This window comes from Paenibacillus sp. 37 (genome assembly GCF_008386395.1).
In the GTDB taxonomy this organism is placed as follows: Bacteria; Bacillota; Bacilli; order Paenibacillales; family Paenibacillaceae; genus Paenibacillus; species Paenibacillus amylolyticus_B.
Genome location: NZ_CP043761.1, coordinates 1,123,688 through 1,144,482 on the forward strand (window position 1 = coordinate 1,123,688; position 20,795 = coordinate 1,144,482).

The 20,795-nt window shown below is 47.9% G+C and carries 14 protein-coding genes; 12 read left to right on the forward strand and 2 right to left on the reverse strand.

The genetic code is table 11. The annotated features are described in order from the left end of the window. Window positions 1-941: 941 nt before the first annotated feature. The 9 genes from F0220_RS04980 (at window position 942) to F0220_RS05030 (ending at window position 17,454) form a co-directional block, all read left to right on the forward strand. Window positions 942-1,964 carry an ATP-grasp domain-containing protein gene (locus F0220_RS04980; protein WP_091015875.1) on the forward strand — a complete coding sequence of 341 codons (1,023 nt, stop codon included), beginning with the start codon at window positions 942-944 and terminating at the stop codon, window positions 1,962-1,964. A gap of 178 nt (window positions 1,965-2,142) precedes the next feature. Next, window positions 2,143-3,498 (forward strand): diaminobutyrate--2-oxoglutarate transaminase, encoded by a 1,356-nt coding sequence (locus F0220_RS04985; RefSeq protein ID WP_149846289.1) that lies wholly within the window; start codon window positions 2,143-2,145, stop codon window positions 3,496-3,498. Beyond that, on the forward strand, window positions 3,492-4,925 hold the full coding sequence (locus F0220_RS04990) for an MFS transporter (RefSeq protein WP_223199849.1): 1,434 nt from the start codon (window positions 3,492-3,494) through the stop codon (window positions 4,923-4,925). The genes F0220_RS04985 and F0220_RS04990 overlap by 7 nt, the downstream gene beginning before the upstream one ends. After that, complete coding sequence (locus F0220_RS04995) at window positions 4,903-6,690, forward strand: IucA/IucC family protein (protein WP_223199850.1); 1,788 nt, start codon at window positions 4,903-4,905, stop codon at window positions 6,688-6,690. The genes F0220_RS04990 and F0220_RS04995 overlap by 23 nt, the downstream gene beginning before the upstream one ends. Then, window positions 6,665-8,500, forward strand: coding sequence for an IucA/IucC family protein (locus F0220_RS05000; protein WP_149846291.1), 1,836 nt, complete (start codon window positions 6,665-6,667; stop codon window positions 8,498-8,500). Before F0220_RS04995 ends, F0220_RS05000 begins: the two co-directional genes overlap by 26 nt. Further along, a complete protein-coding gene (locus tag F0220_RS32795; RefSeq protein WP_223199851.1) occupies window positions 8,497-10,683 on the forward strand; it encodes an aldolase/citrate lyase family protein in 2,187 nt (728 codons plus the stop codon). The genes F0220_RS05000 and F0220_RS32795 overlap by 4 nt, the downstream gene beginning before the upstream one ends. Continuing rightward, on the forward strand, window positions 10,643-12,490 hold the full coding sequence (locus tag F0220_RS05020; protein WP_149846292.1) for an IucA/IucC family protein: 1,848 nt from the start codon (window positions 10,643-10,645) through the stop codon (window positions 12,488-12,490). The genes F0220_RS32795 and F0220_RS05020 overlap by 41 nt, the downstream gene beginning before the upstream one ends. A gap of 209 nt (window positions 12,491-12,699) precedes the next feature. Beyond that, window positions 12,700-13,707, forward strand: coding sequence for a restriction endonuclease (locus F0220_RS05025; RefSeq protein ID WP_149846293.1), 1,008 nt, complete (start codon window positions 12,700-12,702; stop codon window positions 13,705-13,707). Between the two features lie 258 nt (window positions 13,708-13,965). Then, the gene (locus F0220_RS05030; protein ID WP_149846294.1) at window positions 13,966-17,454 is read left to right on the forward strand and encodes a glycoside hydrolase family 2 TIM barrel-domain containing protein; all 3,489 of its coding nucleotides are present in this window, start codon (window positions 13,966-13,968) and stop codon (window positions 17,452-17,454) included. Window positions 17,455-17,563: 109 nt separating this feature from the next. Here the strand turns inward: F0220_RS05030 and F0220_RS05035 are convergent, their stop codons facing one another. Further along, window positions 17,564-18,013 carry a hypothetical protein gene (locus F0220_RS05035; protein WP_149846295.1) on the reverse strand — a complete coding sequence of 150 codons (450 nt, stop codon included), beginning with the start codon at window positions 18,011-18,013 and terminating at the stop codon, window positions 17,564-17,566. A 170-nt stretch (window positions 18,014-18,183) separates the two neighbouring features. Here F0220_RS05035 and F0220_RS05040 point away from each other — a divergent pair, with 170 nt between their 5' ends. Beyond that, entirely contained in the window at window positions 18,184-18,657 is a 474-nt protein-coding gene (locus F0220_RS05040) for a DUF4362 domain-containing protein (RefSeq protein ID WP_149846296.1), read from the forward strand. 98 nt (window positions 18,658-18,755) lie between these two features. Here the strand turns inward: F0220_RS05040 and F0220_RS05045 are convergent, their stop codons facing one another. Beyond that, the gene (locus F0220_RS05045) at window positions 18,756-19,001 is read right to left on the reverse strand and encodes a hypothetical protein (protein WP_149846297.1); all 246 of its coding nucleotides are present in this window, start codon (window positions 18,999-19,001) and stop codon (window positions 18,756-18,758) included. Window positions 19,002-19,088: 87 nt separating this feature from the next. Here F0220_RS05045 and F0220_RS05050 point away from each other — a divergent pair, with 87 nt between their 5' ends. Further along, window positions 19,089-19,469 (forward strand): hypothetical protein, encoded by a 381-nt coding sequence (locus F0220_RS05050; protein WP_149846298.1) that lies wholly within the window; start codon window positions 19,089-19,091, stop codon window positions 19,467-19,469. A 379-nt stretch (window positions 19,470-19,848) separates the two neighbouring features. Next, the gene (locus F0220_RS05055; RefSeq protein ID WP_149846299.1) at window positions 19,849-20,760 is read left to right on the forward strand and encodes a DUF4183 domain-containing protein; all 912 of its coding nucleotides are present in this window, start codon (window positions 19,849-19,851) and stop codon (window positions 20,758-20,760) included. Window positions 20,761-20,795: the final 35 nt, after the last annotated feature.

The following is a 20,795-nucleotide window of genomic DNA, read 5'->3' on the forward strand; positions in this document are numbered from 1 at the left end:
TGAATGAATAATGTTTCACCAGCAAAAAGGGCTTGCACTAGATGAAGCTAAAAGTAAGAAGAGAAATTGGTATGTTAAGTAAGAAAGAAAAAATTACATATACGGTTTATGTGGAATTGGATTATATCATTGATTTCAGAAGTGATATGGTTTGAAGTAGAATGAAAATTTTTTCCAAATAAATGCTTGTATAATGATTTCATCTCCATTACAATTCAGTTGATAATGAGATTCAATATCATTTATCAGAAAAAGGGAGACGGGTTACATCACATTGTGGCTGTTTACAACAAGTCCATCTACGTAGAAAGGTAAACCGGAAGATCTCGTTACACAGGACATGGTCCAGAAGGTTTTCCAGATGGAGTGTGAGATTGCAGTCGGGTCCACTGTCCGGCACACCAACCATTATCCCGCATGGAAGGGGAAGGAAGCTGAATGGAGAACAGCGTTACACTCAGCTGGCCTGAGGATCTGAAGATGCAGATTTTGGCTGCGGAATATCGACTGACGAAGATCCCAAGAATTACTGTCCGACCTGTCTCAATTTAAACCATTAAGTATTTCTCTACGTGTTCCATGATTACTTCAATAAAGATTCGATGAATGATTCAAGCTATATCTCTATTTTTAACCCTCCTCGTCAACGCTTCTACGTTCAATGCAGATAACAGGAACAGGCAAACTCTTGGTTTCATCTGATTCAGAGATTGCCGCGTATGTTGTACCTGTTATTCGATGTAACAAAACCACGCCGACATAAACTTACTTCAAAATCAATCTTATTTTTCCTTAAAAGTTTATTATTGACAACAAAGAACAAATTGCCATAAAATAGATTTTATATGATATTGATAATCATTATCAATATCAATATCAATCACAATAAATATTGATGAACGTATGAGCGAGTACTTTCATTCGATCGAGGAGGATTTTCAGTGTTTCCGAAAGGGATTCATAATCTGCAAAACCGACTCATTATAAGCAAAGCGAGAGAAATGGGCATCACCTGTGAGCCACTTCTTGAGGGATGCGAAGATTTTCTGAAGCTGTCTGTAGGGGATAAAGAGATCATCATTAACAAGACCAGATCTCATCGTCTGCCGTTAATCGCTGGACTGCTCGCGAAGAACAAGCAGGCATGTAATATGTTGCTGCATGAACAGGGGATGCCTGTACCATCATTTATCGTGATCCCGGAGATGGGGAGCGAAGCAGTAGCTTTTCTGAAAAAATACGGCTCCATTGTAGTGAAACCACTGGATGCGAGCAGCAGCATGGGCGTGACGTTGGATGTGCGTACCGCTGATGAACTGGAGGCAGCCATTCGTCTTGCGAGTGTCCACGGCAGCAGCATTATGTTACAGCAATATGTGACCGGGATCGATTACAGAGTGCTGATTATCAACGGTGAAGTGGTGGCTGTGAACCAGTATCGACCTGTCTATGTCGAAGGAGACGGAACTTCAACCGTTCGGGCGTTAATTGAGCAGTTGAATCAGGATCGAATCGCGATGACGAACATTGGCGAGTATGAAGCGTTTCCCCAGGTGGATGCAGAAACGGAACGACTGCTGGAGGTATTGCATGCACAAGGGACAACTCTGGATGAAGTTCCTGCTGCTGGTGAAGAAATCGAGCTATATGATCTCCGTAACTCAGCCGCCGGAAAAATCAGTGAATTCTACAAGGATTGTACCGAAATCATTCATCCCGAGAATGCGCGAATGATCGTTCAGGCGGCCCAAACTCTTCAGATTGATGTAGCAGGGGTCGATGTTCGTTGTCGTGATATCCGCACGCCGATCTCCAGAGAAGAAGGGGGCATTCTGGAAGTGAACGCCTTGCCGGATCTGACACACCACGTCTTTCCCCATGGGGGGACAACTCGTGATGTGGTTCGGTTATATCTGGAATACTTGTGTCAGGAACAACTTGAATATAAGTCGTATAACTTATAACAACGTATAGATGACAATATATAACGAATATCAGATGATGGATGATAGATACCATCATATATAAATCGGAACTTACCATGATTTTGAACCAAGACACCTTGCCATATATGAATAGTGCAGAACAAGAATCACAGGCAGCAGTTAAGCCTGAATCGATGATAAGGAGCGTTAAAGGGCTATGTCAGTAGAAGTGCAGACGGAATATCTGAAGATGCAAAATGAGAAGGAGTCCAATGCAAGATCGTACCCCAGACATTTCCCGCTTGTCATTAGCAAGGCCCATGGGGTGAAGATTACGGATACGGAAGGCCGCGTATTCTACGATTGCCTGGCTGGTGCAGGAACATTGGCGCTAGGGCATAACCATGACACGGTGGTCAATGCCATTCGCGATGTCCTGGATCAGCAAATTCCGCTACATACACTGGATTTGGCAACGCCGCTGAAGCTCTCATATATGCAAGAACTGTTCTCCATTCTTCCAGCAGAGATGCAGAACAAGGCCAAAATCCAGTTCTGTGGTCCAACCGGAGCGGATGCCGTAGAAGCAGCCATTAAGCTGGTTAAACATGCAACAGGCGGCAAGTCCATTCTTGCCTTTCAGGGTGGTTATCACGGTTCGACCCAAGCAACGATGTCGATGAGTGGCAACCTGAGCAAGAAACAACATTTGCAAAGCCTGCTGCCGGATGTTCATTTCCTGCCTTTTCCTTATGAATACCGCTGCCCATTTGGTGTTGGTGAAGGCATGACGGCCCGGTTAAGCGCACAGTATATCGAGAACTTGCTCGATGATAGCGAGAGCGGTATTGCCGCACCGTGCGGAGTCATTGTGGAGACGGTGCAGGGCGAGGGCGGGGCGATTCCGGCAGACATTGAATGGCTGAAGGAGCTGCGCCGAATCACAGCAGAGCGAAGCATTCCACTCATTATCGACGAAGTGCAGACAGGCATCGGACGCACAGGCCGAATGTTTTCATTTGAACATGCCGGAATTATACCCGATGTAATCATCTGCTCCAAAGCGGTCGGCGGAAGTCTGCCCATGTCTGTCGTCATCTATAAGGAAGAGCTGGACCAATGGCAGCCTGGTGCACACACAGGAACGTTCCGTGGCAATCAGCTGGCCATGGCTGCGGGACTTGCCACACTTCGTTATATCCGGGAACAGGATGTTCTACACAACGTGCATCTGCGCAGTGAGCAGTTCATGAATCAACTGAATGCATTGAAAGAGCGGTATGCAGAGATTGGTGATGTGCGAGGCAGAGGATTGATGATTGGCGTTGAGGTGGTTGATCCAATGGGACGGAAGGATCGTCTGGGACATTATCTGCCTAATGGTGCGCTGGCTGAGTCTATTCAGCGTGAATGTTTCAAGAATGGACTAATTGTGGAACTGGGCGGGCGTCATTCAGCGGTTGTTCGTTTTCTGCCGCCACTGAATATTACGGAACAAGAATCGGGCGCGATCCTGGCGATCTTTGAGAAATCGGTAGCTGAAGCGATTGCCTTAGCAACGGCTGCATGCTGAAGCTGTCCCTGATGAAGAGGCATGCCGTATTACTCGCGATTCTGCTCGGTGCTTTTTCGCTGGTACTAACCAACAGTGCATTCAACCTGCTGCTGCCTTATTTTGTGCAATATTATCAGATCTCTACGACAGCAGGAGGATGGATCATCGCCCTCTACATGCTCGCCATGACATTAACAATGCCACTGGCTTCCCTAATTGTGGACCGACTGGGGCGTAAGCAGACGTATATGTTGGGCATCAGTATCTATGGACTGTTCTCGGTGGCAGGTGCGTTGTTTTATCACTCCATCGAAGTACTCTTGCTGGTTCGTTTCATGCATGGGGTTGCCGCCGGGCTGATGATTCCGTTATCACTTGTGTTGCTGTTTGATGTATATGGACCGGAGGTAAGGGGACGAATTACAGGAGCGTGGGGGTTGCTGCTAATGCTGGCTCCTGCGGCTGGGCCAACGCTGGGCGGTTTCATCATTCAGTATGGACGGCTTGAAATGCTGTTCTGGCTTAATGTGCCGCTGGCTATATTCTCGTTCATCGGGTGCGGTCGAGTCATTCAGACCTATATCCCTGCACGTAGGAAAAAATGGCATCCATCCAGTGTCATAATGCTGATCTGCGCTGTAGGTGCCCTTAGTCTGGGGGTACAGTTGTACGCAAGTCCTGTCGTGGCAGTATGGGTACCTTGGATGCTGATTGCGCTTGGTGTGGTGTTGCTTATTCGTTTTGTCCAAACCGAGAATGGTCGCAAGGAACCACTGATCCGGTACCAGTTACTGCGGCGTAATGCCGTCTTTCCACTGACCGTGCTGATCTCGACCATTCAGGATTGTGTCATGTTTGGCGTGATCTTTGCATTGCCGTTATTGTTCCAGGACGTCTTCCACCTGTCGCCGGCCCTGTCCGGTGCGTTGTTCATTCCCTTGTCGATCTGTACAAGTCTGTTCATGTGGATTGGCGGCAGTTTGCTGGATCGCGGTCGGTCCATGCATTTTATCGCATGGGGTACGTTGCTGGTGTCCATATCGATCTTGTCGTTTGCGGTTCTGCCGATGGGAGCATCGATCTGGATCATCGGTATGCTCATGGCGTGCCGTGGAATTGGCGTTGGTCTGTCAGGCATGAGTATCTCTGCAATTGGCCTGCAAGCATTACCGGACGAAGACATGCACGAAGGGTCAGTGTTATCAACCACGATTGAGCGGCTGGCTTCTTCGTTTGCGGTGATGGGTATGACCCTGTATTACGATATGCGCTGGCAATGGCTAGCCGGGACAGGAACGTCCATGGAGATGGCAAAATGGGGAGCGCTCAAAGAGATCTGTATCGGACTTGGCTGTGCCATACTGCTTACACTTCCCCTGGTCTTACTTATAACCCGAAAGAAGGTTGGCATCATTGTTCGAGATGGAAAACAAGCTCCGGTCTGAGGCTGAGCAGCAGGCCCATGAACATTCGTGCAAGCTGTTGCTGAACTGTTACATACGTGAGCTTGCGCTAGAGAAAGAAAGCGATATTCGGATCAATCCGAATACGCTGACGTACGCGGTTGCTTTTCAAGCCAGCGGGGTGACGGTGACAGGTCGCTTGTCTTATTACTCTGCCATTGGGGAGCATGAATACCTCAGCATGGAATCTGGCGGGGAAACCGTGCATTATCGCGACCTGGTTCGTTGGATCACATCTGAATTAAGCGGGAATGGGGAACAGGGAGCGAGTTTGGATCAACGTGGAATGTTGAAGAGTGCGGTGGAAATGAAGAGTTCACTTGAGCTGGAGAATATACATCCATTGGGTGAAAATACGAACCGTGTCGAGGCGGCGTATGCCAGAGATTTTGCACAAAAGGTAGATAACAGTGTACGTAACCTTACCTTGTATATCGAACAAGCAGCGGGTCTCGACATCAACGACTATCGCACATCGGAACAGTCTTTGTTGGTTGGTCATCCGTTTCACCCGTTCCCGAAGAATTCCAAAGGCTTCAGCGAGCAGGATGTTCAGAAGTACAGTCCGGAGCTGCGCACATCGTTTCAACTCTGTTATATCGCGGTGAGGCAGGATGTCTACGTGCAGGAATGGGTCGATGACGAGGCGGCAATGGATTTGCATGATCTCCTGCGGAGTCATATGGAGCCTATTTTAAAAGGAAAGAGTGAGATGTATGGGCTGCTTCCCGTCCATCCATGGCAATACGCATATATATCTCGGTTGTCCGAGGTACAGCACTATATTCGAGATGAAAAATTAATTCTGCTTGGCAGTGCGGGGCCAATCGTCTATCCGACTTCTTCGGTCCGTACGGTATATGTTCCCGAATGGAACTGCAATATCAAGCTGTCACTGAACATGCAGATCACCAACATGATTCGCACCAATAGTGCTGAGCAGATGCGCAGAACATTGGATGCCTCCAAATACGTCAGCCAGCATGACTGTTTCGGTGCTGAACCGCACACCCATATTGCGTATGAGACAGGCGTAGCGACATGTAACTTTGATGATGAAGAGTTAACCAGTCTGTTTACGATAGCTTATCGGCCCGTTGAGTTTGACGTCGAGAATACGTATGTCTTATCCAGTCTGGTTGAAGCACCGATTCCCGGGATGCGGTCGCGACTGATGACGATGCTGGGTGGTGGACGTGACATAGCTGAGCGCTGGATGGATCGTTATCTGGCATGTTCTCTGCTGCCGATTGTACGGGCGGCGGGAGAGAAAGGCATTCATTTTGAAGCCCATTTGCAGAATACGCTTGTGACATTAAAGGATGGCATGCCTGTGGATTTTATCGTCCGCGATCTGGAAGGGGTCAGTGTGGATGAGGAACTTATCCGTGAGCAGGATTGTGCTGCGTCCGATTTATTATTTTATTCGCGAGAGAACGCCTGGGCGCGGACATCGTACTACTTTATCGTCAATCATCTGGGGTCTCTGATTCATGCCATGGCGCGAGATGTGAACGTCCCGGAGGAGCATTTCTGGAAGCAAGTACGTGAGGTACTTGTGGAGGAACTGGAACGAACGGGCAATGCATATGTGCAACATCTGCTGATAACGGATGCATTTCTGGCCAAACAAAATCTGGTGAGTTGTCTAAGGGGTATCAGTCAGACTCCAGCCTACGTGCCAGTGAGCAATGTAATGAAACGAATAGGGAGTGAAGTGCGTGGGAGTCGTGGGATACAGGGCTGAAGCAGGCGGCAGGACAGAAGCGATATACGTAAATGTACAGGAACGGATCATGCGGCAGACGCTGGAGGCGATGTGGTTCGAAGGCATTTTGGACAGTGATATGAGTGGAAGCGAATGGCGAACCAGCGGCCTTACATCTTCCGGCGATTCTGTGGCGTACACGTGTGAAGCCGAACGAAAGTTTTCATTTGGCCGAGTGAAGGTGAAGAAGGGTTCGATTCAAAGGGAAGGCGTACCCTGCACCGATCTGGATCTGTTTTTGGAGGAAATCGTGCTGAACTCATTGAAGGGTGCCAATGTGACGGCTTTTATTCAGGAGCTGCTCGAAACGATGGCAAAGGACAGCCAGTGCCGGGCGATATTGCCGTTGAACATTCCGCTAGAAGATCGGCATTATGATGCGCTCGAAAGTCACATGACCGACGGTCATCTGTATCACCCGAGTTACAAGTCGAGGTTAGGGTTTTCTCTGAAAGACAATCTGGCCTATGGTCCTGAGTTTAACTCTGAAGTTTCATTAGTCTGGGTGGCTGTGAAAAAAGAACTCGCTCAGACCGCTGTATCCGCGGGATATAGTTCTGAAGAATTGGTAAGGCAGCATCTGACTGCGGAGGACGTAGAGCGATTTCAAGAGGTTCTGGAGGGTGACGGTAAGACAGGTTCTGACGCGGATGATCGATATGTGTTCATTCCGGTTCATCCGTGGCAGTGGGAGCACCAGTTGGAGTCGGTATATGCCCGTCAACTGATGGATGGAGACATCGTGTATCTCGGTCCATCGTCTTCGCCCTATCGTGCACAGCAGTCAATCCGTTCGCTGTCGAACCGGGTGAACCCCGAAGCTCCTTACATTAAGCTGGCTCTCAGCATTACCAACACGTCGAGCACGCGGATTCTGGCACAGCATACGACCCAGAACGCACCGTTGATCAGCGATTGGCTGGATAATCTCGTTCGTGAAGATGAGCTGTTGCAGCGGGCGCAGTTTGGCCTTTTAAAAGAAATCATGGGACTGTCGTTCCGTTATGAGCAGTTGCCTGCAACGCAGTATGGACGGGCCTACGGCACACTCGGAGGCATCTGGCGGGAGAATGTATCGGTTCACCTGAAGCAAGGTGAGACGGCGTGGCCGCTGAATGCGCTGATGTTGGTACAAGCGGATGGTGTTCCATTTATCCAGGATGCTGTAGAACGACATGGCGTGGAAAAGTGGAGCGAGGCCCTCGTTCGCACGGTTACACTGCCGATTATCCATCTGCTCTATGCACACGGGATTGCACTGGAATCTCATGCTCAGAATATCATTTTGGTACTGGAAGACGATCTCCCGAAACGGATTATTATCAAGGATCTGCATGATGGTGTTCGCTATGTACCGGATCAACTGTTACATCCGGAAAGGGCACCGAAGCTGAACCCCGAGCCGGAAACTCATCGCAAGTTCAATCGGTATTCTTTCATCTATGCGGAAGATGTGTCGGAAGTCCGTGACTATACGTATGACGCATTCTTCTTTATCTGTATGACGGATATTGCGTTGGCCTTTGAGAAGTTTGGATTGTCAGAGCAGTCATTCTGGCAGCTGTGCGCAGGTGTAATTGTGAATTATCAGAAGCAGCACCCGGAATACGCAGAGCGGTTTGTTGCATTTGACCTTTTTGCCGAAGATGCACTGATCGAAGAGATGACCAAGCGCCGTCTGTATGGGGATGGGGAGTTGTATTTCCGTAAGGCGAGCAATCCGCTCAAGGTATCGAAGGATGCACTGGAATCACAGGGAACGCTTGAATTAAAGGGAATCGTCGAATGAGAATGAACACGCTGAAGGAAAAAATCTCACGTAAACAGCCCGTGTATGGCCTTTTTGTATCCATACCGCACCCAGTCATCATTGAGATGATCGGACATGCGGAATATGACTTTGTCATTATTGATCTGGAACATGCCGCAACATCGATGGATTCGGTAGAGGAATTGATCCGGGCGGCGGAACTGGTAGACCTAACTCCGCTGGTACGTATCTCGAAGGTAGAGCGAGCGGAGATTCTTAAAGTGCTGGACTGTGGCGCACAGGGCATCGTTATTCCGCATGTCGAGCAGTTGGAGCAGGTGGAAGAAGCGGTTCGTCACGCTTACTATCATCCGGTTGGCATGCGGAGTCTGAATAGTGGTCGTCCTGGGGTATTTGGGAAATATCCTCTCACGGGATACATTGGGGAAGCGAACGAACAAGTGATGATTGTCCCCATGATTGAAAGTGCAGAGGGAGTTCGGCAAAGTGCACAGATTCTGTCTCACCCTCGGGTGAGTTTTGTATTGGAAGGTGCGGCGGATCTGTCGCAATCCCTCGGCGTGCCATGGCAGACCGAGCACCCGGATGTGAGACGTGCGCTGGATGAATTGCATGCTACCGCGCAGCAGCGCGAAGTACCTTATGCTACGGTCACGAGAGGCATGGAAGACATGGCGCTCTGGGCTGAGCGGGGAGTACATATATACGTGCTGGGGGATGACCGAAATACGGCATTTCGGGCGTATGCCCAAAAACGGAATGACTACAGGAAATGCGGGTGGGCAGATATGAAACCAAGTGTATGGCAGGCGATCGATGAACTTCAACGAGGGATGGAAGACCCGGTATGTGCGTATATCTATGATCTGGCTGGCATTCAGGAACAGGTACGTCAGATGCTGGGCAGCATGCCCGAAAATACACAGTTGTTCTATGCCATCAAGGCGAATCCTGATCCACGCATCATTGAGGCGTTGCTTCCATTGGTAAAGGGCTTTGAAGTGGCTTCCATTGGAGAGTTGCTCAAAGTTAGAGCTGTAAGTCGAGAGGTTCCAATTCTGTTTGGAGGTCCGGGTAAAAAGGAGAACGAGCTGCGGTTAGCAATCGAGAATGACGTGAGTTATATCCATGTGGAAAGTCTGCTGGAGCTGCGGCGCATCATTGCGATTGCGAAAGATAGAGAGAAGGAGCAGGCGCAGGTACAGAAGAACAGGCAGCAGCAAGAATGGGAGCAGAAACTGGGGCTGAGGTACACGCAGGAGTACAGAGAGGAACCTATTCAAGGACAGCAAAAGCAGGATCAAGAACATGCGCCCCAACAGAAACAACAACAGAAGCAAACGCAGGAAGTACGCATTCTGCTCCGAATCAATCTGCGAAGCAGTACGTTACCCCGGACGAAGATTGTCATGGGCGGTGGGCCAAGTCCTTTTGGCATCGATGAAGAGTCGGTGGAAGAAGCGATCGAACTCATTCGTGTGGAAGGCGCGGGTATTGTTCGGTTGAGCGGGTTCCATTTTCACTCTTTGTCCAACAATATGGACGCCAGGCTGCATGCTGAGATGATTGAGCTGTATTTGCAAAAGGTAGAGCAATGGCAGCAACAATATGGTCTTCCTGTGGAAGTGGTGAATGCAGGAGGGGGATTCGGTGTCACTTATGATGGAAGTCCCGGATTCGATTGGTCGTTGTTTACTTCCCTGCTGGAACAAAGTGAAGCCAGACAACGCCTTGTTTCACGTGGAGGTGAGTTGTATTTCGAATCTGGTCGACTGCTTGTGGCAGACCACGGGTATTATGCCGCAGAGGTTACGGATATCAAAACTTCTCATGATCAGCATTTTGTTGTGTTAAGAGGAGGTACGCACCATAATCGTCTGCCTGCTTCATGGGGGCATAACCATCCGTTTCAGATCATGACGACGGAGCGTTGGAAGCATTCATTTGCCCGCCCAGAGGTAAGGGATGGTCGAGTCCATATCGTAGGTGAGCTGTGTACACCCAAGGATCGCATGCATTCTGATGCGGAGGTAGCACTGCTGCGGGTGGGAGATATTGTTTTGTTTGAAAAGTCTGGAGCTTATTGCTGGACCATCTCGCATCATGATTTTCTGGGGCATCCGCACCCGGCATTCCATTATCTAACGGAGGACAATAATCATGTCAACACTGATGAAGCATTCCAGTCTGCAAGCCGCTGAACGCCAGATTATGGCGGATCTGATGAATTCATTTTTGGCCGAGCAATTACTCCCACTGGAGGATCACCCATTCATTAATTTTGCCGCAGCACCTGCACCATTCAGACGATTGTATAAGGAATATGACGGCGAAGAGCAGATACAGAATGGTGCTTCTGACATTAGATTGCATACGCAAGGTGTACTGTGTCTGATTGAAACAGGAGTGAGACAAGCGATTCAGTGGGTTCAGGGTTCAGCAATATATGAGGAGAAACCAGATGGAAGCTGGGTTCTCCTTGATTCTGCGGCAGAAGTTGGACGTGCGGTGTTACAGAGGGCTTTGTCGGATGGGGCTTATGCGCAGCCTGGAGTTGCGGAGTTCCTAGCTAGTCTGGATATTGCTGTGGAGCAGTACGCTCTGGGCTGGGAACAAGTTCAGTATCTGTCCGCCTGCGTTCCTGCCTCTGCTTATGAGTGGTTTATCAAAGGGGAGCGCGTTGCGGCATTACGGGATCGTCCATTCCACCCATCGTCCAAAGCCAAGGTGGGATTCAACGCAGAAGATGTTACACAGTATGCAGCGGAATTCGGGAAGGCGATTTCGTTACGCTGGGTGGCTATACGGCTGGATGCCGTGCAGCAAGGTTGCGAAGATGGGTTGTCCATTTTGGACGTCTTAGACGATGTTCAGCGAGGAATGGTGGAGGCCGAGTTTGCCCGAAAAGGGATCACGCTCTACGAATATCTGCCGATGCCTGTTCATCCGTGGCAATTGCAGCATGTGATCCTGCCTCGCTTCACTGGAGAGATTGAAGAGGGCAGCATTGTTGTATTGGATATTGAAGCGGGCGACGTACAGGCCACATCCTCTCTGCGCTCGATGGCCCCATCAACCGAATCTAATCTGATGCTCAAACTACCCGTTAGTGTGCTGTCGCTGGGGGCTGCTCGTTATCTGCCAGTAGTCAAACTGTTGAATGGTCTTGCTGGAGAACAGATGTTAAGACAGGCCGTTGCTTGTGACGAGACGTTGAAGGACAAGGTATATATGTGTGAAGAGCAGAACTGGTGGGGGTTCATGCCCGAATCCATGGGATTGTTCGACGATCATCCCCGGCATCTGGCTGCACAGATTCGTGTGTATCCTCCTGAATTGTTGGATGAATCCTACAAAGTCATCCCTATGGCTGCGCTGGGTGTGAATCTGGATGGACATCATCTATTAACGGAGATTCTGGGAGATGACCTTAGCAGTACGGACGTGGTGGAATTCTATAAGAGTATAGCTACGACGTTCTATGATATCGTGATGCGTCTGTTCAAGGTGGGTGTTGTACCTGAGATTCATGGTCAGAACTGCTGTCTGGTGTTACGGGATAATCAGGTAAAAGGTCTATTGTTCCGCGATCATGATTCCGTGCGTCTGCATCAGCCTTATCTGGACAAACATGGCATTGCAGACCCTGCCTATCATATTCGACCTGGCTACTCGAACAGTCTGTATAACGAGACGATCCAGAAGCTGATCTTTTATGTTCAGTCGCTCGGGACGCAGGTGAATCTGGCTGCGATCATGGAGGCACTGAGCGAGGTGTATCACATCCCGGAAACGAAGTTATGGGAGATCACGGAGCAGGCTTGGAAGGAAGCGCTGACTCATGTGCAGCTTCCTGAAGGTGACCGGGCCGAGCTCGCTCATGCGGTGTTCGAGAGCGAGGCGTGGCCCGTGAAGTTGGTTGTCCGTCCGCTGCTTGAAGCAGACGGAGTGCCTGGCGCGATGCCATCGGGCAAAGGCATAGGGTGGAACCCTTTTCACAAGGAATAGAGGTTAAAGTGAGTTCAAAGCTGCATAAAGTATTACAAAATAAGAGGTGACTTGAGATAATTCAGGTCACTTTTTAGATTTGGTTAACGATCAACTTGCAGTTCAAAGTGTAATAATTACTGAACTATATACAGTTTTCATGCAGGGAATGTCATTTCCATGACGAAACTTCTAATTAAGTTAGAAATAAGCAAGTTATGGAGGAATTTATGAGTAAAAATAATTGGTTTATTAGAGCCGGAGAGAATGCATATCTCTTCGAAGAGTTCAAAGAAACACAAATGATAGCCATTGGTTGGAATGAAGTAGGTTCATTGGCCCAAGTAAGACATATCGATGATGTGAAGAAGCGACTTCGTAACGAGTATCCTGACTATAAGGATGGCAAAGTAAATATAACAGCGGGCCAGTTAATCAGATTTGCTAATGAAATGAAAGTAGGAGATTTGGTTGTTACATATAATCCTCAAACACGCGAGTATCTGATTGGGGAAATTACGTCAGACTATGAATTTGGTGAAGGGGTTATTTCCGACAAAAATCACTATAGAAAGGTGTTGTGGAACGGGCTAGTTAATCGAGATGTTTTAACAGCGAACACACGGAATTCCCTAGGTTCGATAATGACTCTTTTTGCATTGCAAAATGAAACAGTGAAGGAACTGATCCATTTTTTGAAATCCAAAAGTGCTGAGTCTTTTGAATCACAACCGGAAGAGACTGAGAAAGAACAGGCAGAACTAGATACAATCAAGGAAGATGTAATTGAAAGAGCACATGAATTTATAAAGGACAAATTCAATCATTTAGATTGGGAAGAAATGCAGAGTCTGGTAGCTGGTGTCTTAAGAGGCATGGGATACAAAACAAGAATATCTGTAAAAGGGCCTGATCGCGGAAGAGATATTATTGCATCGCCAGATGGTTTGGGGCTACAACAGCCTAGAATTATGGTGGAAGTCAAACATAGGAAAAACGCGATGGGTTCCAATGAAATTCGAAGTTTTATCGGAGGATTAAGACCCGGTGATCAAGGGGTTTATGTTTCAACAGGTGGATTTACCAGAGAGGCTAAATATGAAGCAGAACGTTCTAACATTCCAGTATCTTTGGTAGATGCAGATCTACTGGTAGAGCTGATTAATCAGCATTATGATGCATTTGATTCAGAGGCTAAATCATTAATGCCCCTAAAGAAGATATATTGGCCTCTATAAAACAGAGAAGGTAACCCGGTTGACGGGTTGCCTTTTTGGCTTGTTGTCATTGGGAGTTGAAATACTTGGCGGGGAATAATACGTTCATCAATCTGGCTAAAAAATCTTGTGAAATGGAGTTACAGTAGAGAGACTGATGATATAATCAGGTTATGTGTTATAGTCATACTTGTGTATTATCGAAAAGGTTTTCGTAAAAATCGATATCAACTGTTGTAACCGCAATCATAATTTACTTCAAGAAAGTGAGAATCTACCATGAATCAGAAGAGGCTTTTTAATGATGGATGGCAATTTGTGAAAAGTAAGCTGGACGTTACGGAACCTGCGGGTCTGGTGTATGAACCTGTGGAGCTTCCCCATGATTGGCTGATATATAATACGCTTGAACTGTATGAAGACAGCATTGGATGGTACCGTAAGACGTTCCATTACACGAAGGATGAGCAGCAGCTTTTGCTCTGTTTTGATGGCGTATACATGGACTCTTCCGTGTATGTGAACGGACAGCTTGTTGGGGAGTGGAAGTATGGCTATTCTGCTTTTGAACATGAGATCACAAATGCACTGGTGGAAGGCGAGAATGAAATTTTGGTCAAAGTGGTGCATCAGAGCCCGAACAGCAGATGGTATTCCGGGGCTGGAATCTATCGCAACGTGTGGCTGAAGACAAGAGATCGCAACCATATTGTTACGGATGGAACGTATGTATCTATCAAGCAACAACCGGGTGGCTGGCAGGTGGAAGTGGATACGGAGCTGAACCTGGAACAGAATCAGCAGGCAGAGTTGGTGCATACGATCCGGTATGAAGGTCAGGTGGTGGCATCCAACCAAGCGAATGTTGCGGTTTCGGTGGGTGAGAACGCGGTTGTATCGACAGATAGCCAACAGATCATTGTGCAGAATCCAAACCTGTGGAGCCCAGATGCACCGCATCTGTATGAGCTGGTCACCGAACTGAAACTGATCTCGGAAGATCAGAGTGAAGAGATCATTGAGGCTGTATCCCAACGTATTGGATTCAAGGACGTTAAGCTGGATCCGAGCGAAGGTTTCTATCTGAACGGGGTCCACACGAAGATGAACGGTGTGTGTGAACACCATGATCTCGGGGCGTTGGGAGCGGCATTTAACCTGACGGCATTGCGTAGAAGATTCGTTTTGCTCAAAGAAATGGGCGTTAACGCCATCCGCACCGCGCATAATATGCCAGCCAAAGAGTTCATGGAACTTGCAGACGAGATGGGTATGCTCGTGGTATCTGAAGCCTTCGATATGTGGGAACGGGCCAAAACGCCATATGACTATGCGAGGTTCTTCCCGGAGTGGGCGCATACGGACGTGAAGAGCTGGGTGAAACGTGACCGTAACCATGTCAGTCTAATCATGTGGAGTATCGGGAATGAAATCTATGATACCCATGCGGATGAGCGCGGCCAGGAAGTGACTCGGATGCTGATGGATTATGTGCTGGAATTTGATCCAAAAGGCAATGCGGGCGTGACGATTGGTTCCAACTATATGCCATGGGAAAATGCACAGAAATGTGCGGATATCGTGAAGCTGGCAGGTTACAACTACGCTGAAAAATACTATGATCAGCATCATGCAGAACATCCGGACTGGATCATCTATGGCAGTGAGACCTCATCAGTGGTGCAAAGTCGTGGCATCTATCACTTCCCGTTCGAACAGCCGATTCTGGCTGATGATGATGAGCAGTGCTCGGCACTCGGGAACAGTACGACAAGCTGGGGCGCAAAGTCGGCTGAATATTGCATTCTGGCTGAGCGGGATCGTCCGTATTCATTGGGGCAGTTCCTGTGGACCGGATTCGACTATATTGGCGAACCGACACCGTATCATACGAAGAATTCGTATTTTGGACAGCTGGACACGGCAACGTTCCCGAAAGACGCTTATTATATCTACCAGGCGGCATGGACGGACTATAAGAAAAATCCGATGGTTCACCTGTTCCCTTATTGGGATTTCAACCCGGGTCAGATCATTGATGTACGCGTGTGCAGCAACGCACCGAAGATTGAACTGCAACTCAACGGTGAGACGATTGGCACCTACGATATTGATCACGCCCATGGAACACAGCTATCCGGCTGGTGGAAAGTCCCTTATGAAGAGGGTGAGCTGAAGGCGATCGCTTATGATGAGAACGGTGTTGTGATTGCAACCGATGTACAACGCTCTTTTACGGATGCGAAGAAGATTCGTCTGCAGGCGGATCGGGAGCAGCTACAGGCGAGCGGTAAAGATCTCATTTTCGTGGAAATTACGGTGAAAGACGAAGCGGGTAATCCGGTGCACAATGCCAACAACCGCGTCCAGGTTCAGGTGTCCGGTGCAGGGCGATTACTGGGTCTGGATAATGGAGACAGCACGGACTACGATCCATACAAAGGGCTCAGCAGAAGGTTGTTTAGCGGTAAACTGATGGCCATTATCGGAGCAACGAATGAAGCAGGAACGGTACAGATTGAAGTATCTTCGGAAGGATTGGAAGGTGCCACAGCTGAGTATAAAGTGCAGGTTGTGGATACAACGGATGTCGATGGTGATAAAAAAGAAATACATTCCGTCTTCATGGTTAATGAAGAACGTCCGGTGCTGACGGGCAGCGCTCAGGAGATTCCTTTGCGGAAAATCGAGATCATCAGCGAATCAGGACAGCTTCTCGATCCGTCCAACCCGGAGCTGGTCGTAACCGTCAAGCTGTATCCGGAGAACACGTCCTACCGGGACATCGAGTGGGCTGCTGTGAATGATGGGGGCATCGAATCCAATATTGCCAAGGTGGAAGTCCTTCCTGCGGGAACGGATGGCAATGGAGAGAATCAACATACGGTGAAAGTATCCGCGATTGGTGACGGGGCGTTCCGACTTCGCGCTACCAGTACAAATGGTACGGATAAAACAAAACTCATCTCCCAGCTGGAATTCAAGGCGGAGGGTCTCGGAACAGCATACAAAGATCCATACGGCTTCATCACGGGCGGATTGTATGATTACACCAAAGGTGAGGTTGGTAACGGGAATGAACGCGGTGTAGCAACAAGTCGGGACGGGGAGACCCATGTGGGCTTCCGCAATATCGACTTTGGACCCTATGGTTCCGATACGATCACCATTCCGATCTTTGCATTGTCGAGTGAAGAGTACTTTATTCAGATCTGGGAAGGCATGCCGGATGAAGAAGGCAGCACAATGATCGCTGATGTGGTATATGACAAGGAATCCAAATGGAATGTGTACCAGGAAGAGACATATAAGCTGTCCAAACGCCTGAGTGGGATTACGTCGATCTGTTTTGTGTTGAAGCAGAAGATTCATATTAAAGGGTTCTCTTTTGAGCCCCAGAGTCGCGCTTTTGAACAAAATGCGGCTGCATCCTGTGACCATCTTTATGGAGATACGTTCAAAATTGAGGGTGACCGTGTTGAAGGTATCGGGAACAACGTGTCGTTGGAGTTCGAAAACATGGACTTTACAGCAGAAGGCACGTCGAAGCTCGTCATTCATGGCCATTCACCAATAGATAAGAATACAATTCATATCCGCTTCGCAGGTGAGGATGGACAGAGTAACCAGCTGGTTGAGTTCACACAATCTGAAGGATATGAGGAGCGTGTATTTGAGCTTGGACGGGTGACAGGTGTGCAAAAGGTAATCTTTATCTTCTTGCCGGGAAGTCAGTTTGACTTTGACTGGTTCCGCTTCGAGAAATAAGTGTGATGTAAATATAAAACCCCTTCAAGCAGGCATCAGTCCATGGGAACGTGGATCTGAATCGCTTGCGTGAAGGGGTTTTTCTTGTATGTAGATGTGGAAGAAAACATCAATGAACCTGCTCTGCTTCAACTGAGAGATCTAAGTGATGACCTATCCTGCTATAAATGTACAATTTAATATCCGTATCTTGTAATGCAAGCAAACTGATCGTTTTATCCCTATTTCTGCTGATAGATGTCTCCATAGGTTCACTTACTTCATCGACATACATCTTCACATATACCGTGTGGTTGCTGTTGTTTCCAATTGATATGTTGGCATGTGTCCCGTTCGAAGCAACCATTGTGAAGCTGCCGTTGTATGCGGAACGACCTTCATGTTGAGTTGGGGCAATGAGCAGAACAGATGTAGATGTTGGGAAGGAGCGCTCCATTTCATGGGCTAATCCGGTTGACTGCCGTTCGTTCGTTGAAGCTAGAGTCGCTGTATTGGCTGAATGGGTGGATATGAGTACAGATAGAGCCAGTGCTACACCGATCATTGTTTTTAACGTCATTAAATTAGACCCCCTGCTGAATGATAAATCACTAAAATTTTCGTTCCTGTTTATACATTTCTATGATTCTAAACGTTCGGGACAGCAGGAGGGTTACGGATAAATGACAAAATAAGCATAATCATGCAACAAAGGATAAGATTGAGGCGTTTCATACATGAGGTGATGGAATGAGAAAAAGTATGCTTATCCTATCGTTAGCTTTAATGCTGTTAACTGCTTGTGAAGCAAATGATCCAACAACGGATGCTTCCGGAATTACGCAAGCTTTTCCAGAAATTATCGAGCCCCATAATCCAGAGCAAGCGGAGCAAAGCGGGGATGTGGTTGTGCTTCATGGAGACATACGGAACGAAGATAAGTGGGACACATTTATGAAAAATGTGGAGAAAAAACAGCAGGATCAGGTTCGTGTAACGATGTATACCATTGAAGGTGGGGCTATTATCCAGGAATTGATATACGATGGCTCAGCTATTCAATCGACTTACGATAACTCAAGGGATGCTTATGGCTCCAAACACGGAGTGAAGACCGACACCTGCAAAGGGATCAGGACGATGAAGAGTGAGCAGGGACGTATTTTTTACGTCTTAACTGGTTGTGAGAAGGAAGAGAACCCCTTTTGGATGCCTAAGCTTTAAATGAGATGTATCCACATGCAATTTCTTAATAAAAACTGTGAAGCCGAGGCTGGCTGTGCAGGTTTTTGTAGTTATATGAAAGGTGGAAAATCGGGATTTTATCTGTACAAAGCAATTGACTGCCCACCGCCCTGAATCTCATAACCCAACTTCACTTCATGATCTGTATAGGTTTCATTAAGCAGGGTGATGGTAAGCCCTTCTACAGTTTTGGTTTGAGTTGGGATGTTTGAATCGGGAAGTGCGGATTCTACCTTATTAGTAACAAAAAAATAAAGTACAAGCGGAAGTAGCAATATGACAAGACCAATAATGAGAGCAATGATAATATTCTTTTTGTTCAATGTGAGTGCTCCTTTCAGAGAAAAAATGTATTGAAGTGCAGTTGATCATTAATAACCAATTATATCATATTCTGGAGGAGGGATTTGATGAAGAGGTTCTGGATGTTATGTATATTAATACTCCTATTAACAGGATGTGGTCAGGACAATAGAGAGAAAGCCATTGATTATCTAACGCAAAATCAAAGAAATGATGCATCACTCATTGTATTTACCGACCGACCTTCGGAGCGGCCATTTATTGTTGAGTTACAGACGCAATTAAATGAAGTAAATAACGAGAATTTGAGGGCAGAAGGCCCAATAACTAACGTAACCTTTTATAATGTCCGTGATGAAAATAAGTTTAATTATGAGAAGATTTTTGGTCTGAAATCATATCCGTACATGATCCTGTTTGAGAAAGGCGAGATCACACTGGAGACGCAGGAACCCGAAGAGATCGTTCAGCATTTTAAGAAGAGGTAAGAGTCTACTAAAAAGAAGTTTGCTCCCATTGATCGTCTGAGTTAAACATAAAATATGATCTGCGAGGCCCTGCTGGGGAGACAATGAAGCCATGCTGGCAAGACAAAGGACAACTATAGCAGGACTCTTGTCTTTTTTATTGGGCTTCCCTCATAGTTATTCGCACACTCTCCGAATGTGTTAAGGACATAGTATAGGGCATATATACTGTGTGCCTTGGCCTAAGGAGATGACCATTTTGAAGTATCTGAACAAAAGGACAGCCACCCTCAACAAATTGAGGCCCAGTCGTTCTACGTCGAAATGCAGAAACAAACACTTGGGAAAACGAAAGAAATGCCATATTATCCGTAGGTCATATCGGAGAAAACGCTGCTCAATGAAGCGTCCATTAAGATCACAGAAGATGGCCCGTGACAAAAAAGTCATTGCATTACCGAGAGGGGGAGGCAGCAATCCTGTATGTTGTGAGCCTGGCCCACCGCTCACTCCATTGAGACAACATGAATTGAAGACTGTGATTCTCCCTGGAACGCAAGGTGTTGCAGGTGCTCAAGGCACAGCGGGATCTCACGGCGAGCCGGGTCAACCGGGTATTCCCGGAGCGCAGGGTCCAGCAGGCCCTCAAGGTGGACTGGGTCAACCGGGAGTTCCCGGAGCACAGGGTCCAGCAGGCCCTCAAGGCGAGCCGGGTCAACCGGGGCTCCCCGGAGGACAGGGTCCCGCAGGCCCTCAAGGCGAGCCGGGTCAACCGGGAGTTCCCGGAGTGCAGGGTCCCGCAGGCCCTCAAGGCGAGCCGGGTCAACCGGGAGTTCCCGGAGTGCAGGGTCCCGCAGGCCCTCAAGGTGAGCCGGGTCAACCGGGAGTTCCCGGAGTGCAGGGTCCCGCAGGCCCTCAAGGTGAGCCGGGTCAACCTGGTATTCCCGGAGTGCAAGGGCCAACGGGTCCCCCAGGTGAGCAAGGTCCGCCGGGCACCATACCCGGAATTGAAATCATTCCTACGGCAAACCGCTACTTCTATTTTCCGGATACCGATCTGGATTTGTCGGTCTCAGTTATAATTCCTGCCACAGCATTTACTAATGACGATGGTGACAGCATAACCCAATTTGGCGGGATTGGACTTAACAGCTTTAACAATCTTTATATCAACGGAATCGTTCAACCAGGAAACTCATACAGTGTAAGTGCGAATAGGTTGTCTTTTTCGTCCCAAAACGGTGTGATCTTTGCAGGGACACCTATTACTATCGAGATAATTATAATAACAACCAATATCATAAATGGTTAAAATTGGTTTAATTTACCGGTTCCTTTGCCTTCACT

Excerpts from the sequence above, each read along its gene's own strand:
- F0220_RS04985 (WP_149846289.1), top strand. The coding sequence starts at position 2,143 with ATGTCAGTAGAAGTGCAGACGGAATATCTGAAGATGCAAAATGAGAAG.
- F0220_RS04990 (WP_223199849.1), top strand. The coding sequence starts at position 3,492 with ATGCTGAAGCTGTCCCTGATGAAGAGGCATGCCGTATTACTCGCGATT.
- F0220_RS04995 (WP_223199850.1), top strand. The coding sequence starts at position 4,903 with ATGGAAAACAAGCTCCGGTCTGAGGCTGAGCAGCAGGCCCATGAACAT.
- F0220_RS32795 (WP_223199851.1), top strand. The coding sequence starts at position 8,497 with ATGAGAATGAACACGCTGAAGGAAAAAATCTCACGTAAACAGCCCGTG.
- F0220_RS05020 (WP_149846292.1), top strand. The coding sequence starts at position 10,643 with ATGTCAACACTGATGAAGCATTCCAGTCTGCAAGCCGCTGAACGCCAG.
- F0220_RS05025 (WP_149846293.1), top strand. The coding sequence starts at position 12,700 with ATGAGTAAAAATAATTGGTTTATTAGAGCCGGAGAGAATGCATATCTC.
- F0220_RS05030 (WP_149846294.1), top strand. The coding sequence starts at position 13,966 with ATGAATCAGAAGAGGCTTTTTAATGATGGATGGCAATTTGTGAAAAGT.
- F0220_RS05035 (WP_149846295.1), bottom strand. The coding sequence starts at position 18,013 with ATGACGTTAAAAACAATGATCGGTGTAGCACTGGCTCTATCTGTACTC.
- F0220_RS05040 (WP_149846296.1), top strand. The coding sequence starts at position 18,184 with ATGAGAAAAAGTATGCTTATCCTATCGTTAGCTTTAATGCTGTTAACT.
- F0220_RS05050 (WP_149846298.1), top strand. The coding sequence starts at position 19,089 with ATGAAGAGGTTCTGGATGTTATGTATATTAATACTCCTATTAACAGGA.
- F0220_RS05055 (WP_149846299.1), top strand. The coding sequence starts at position 19,849 with ATGAAGCGTCCATTAAGATCACAGAAGATGGCCCGTGACAAAAAAGTC.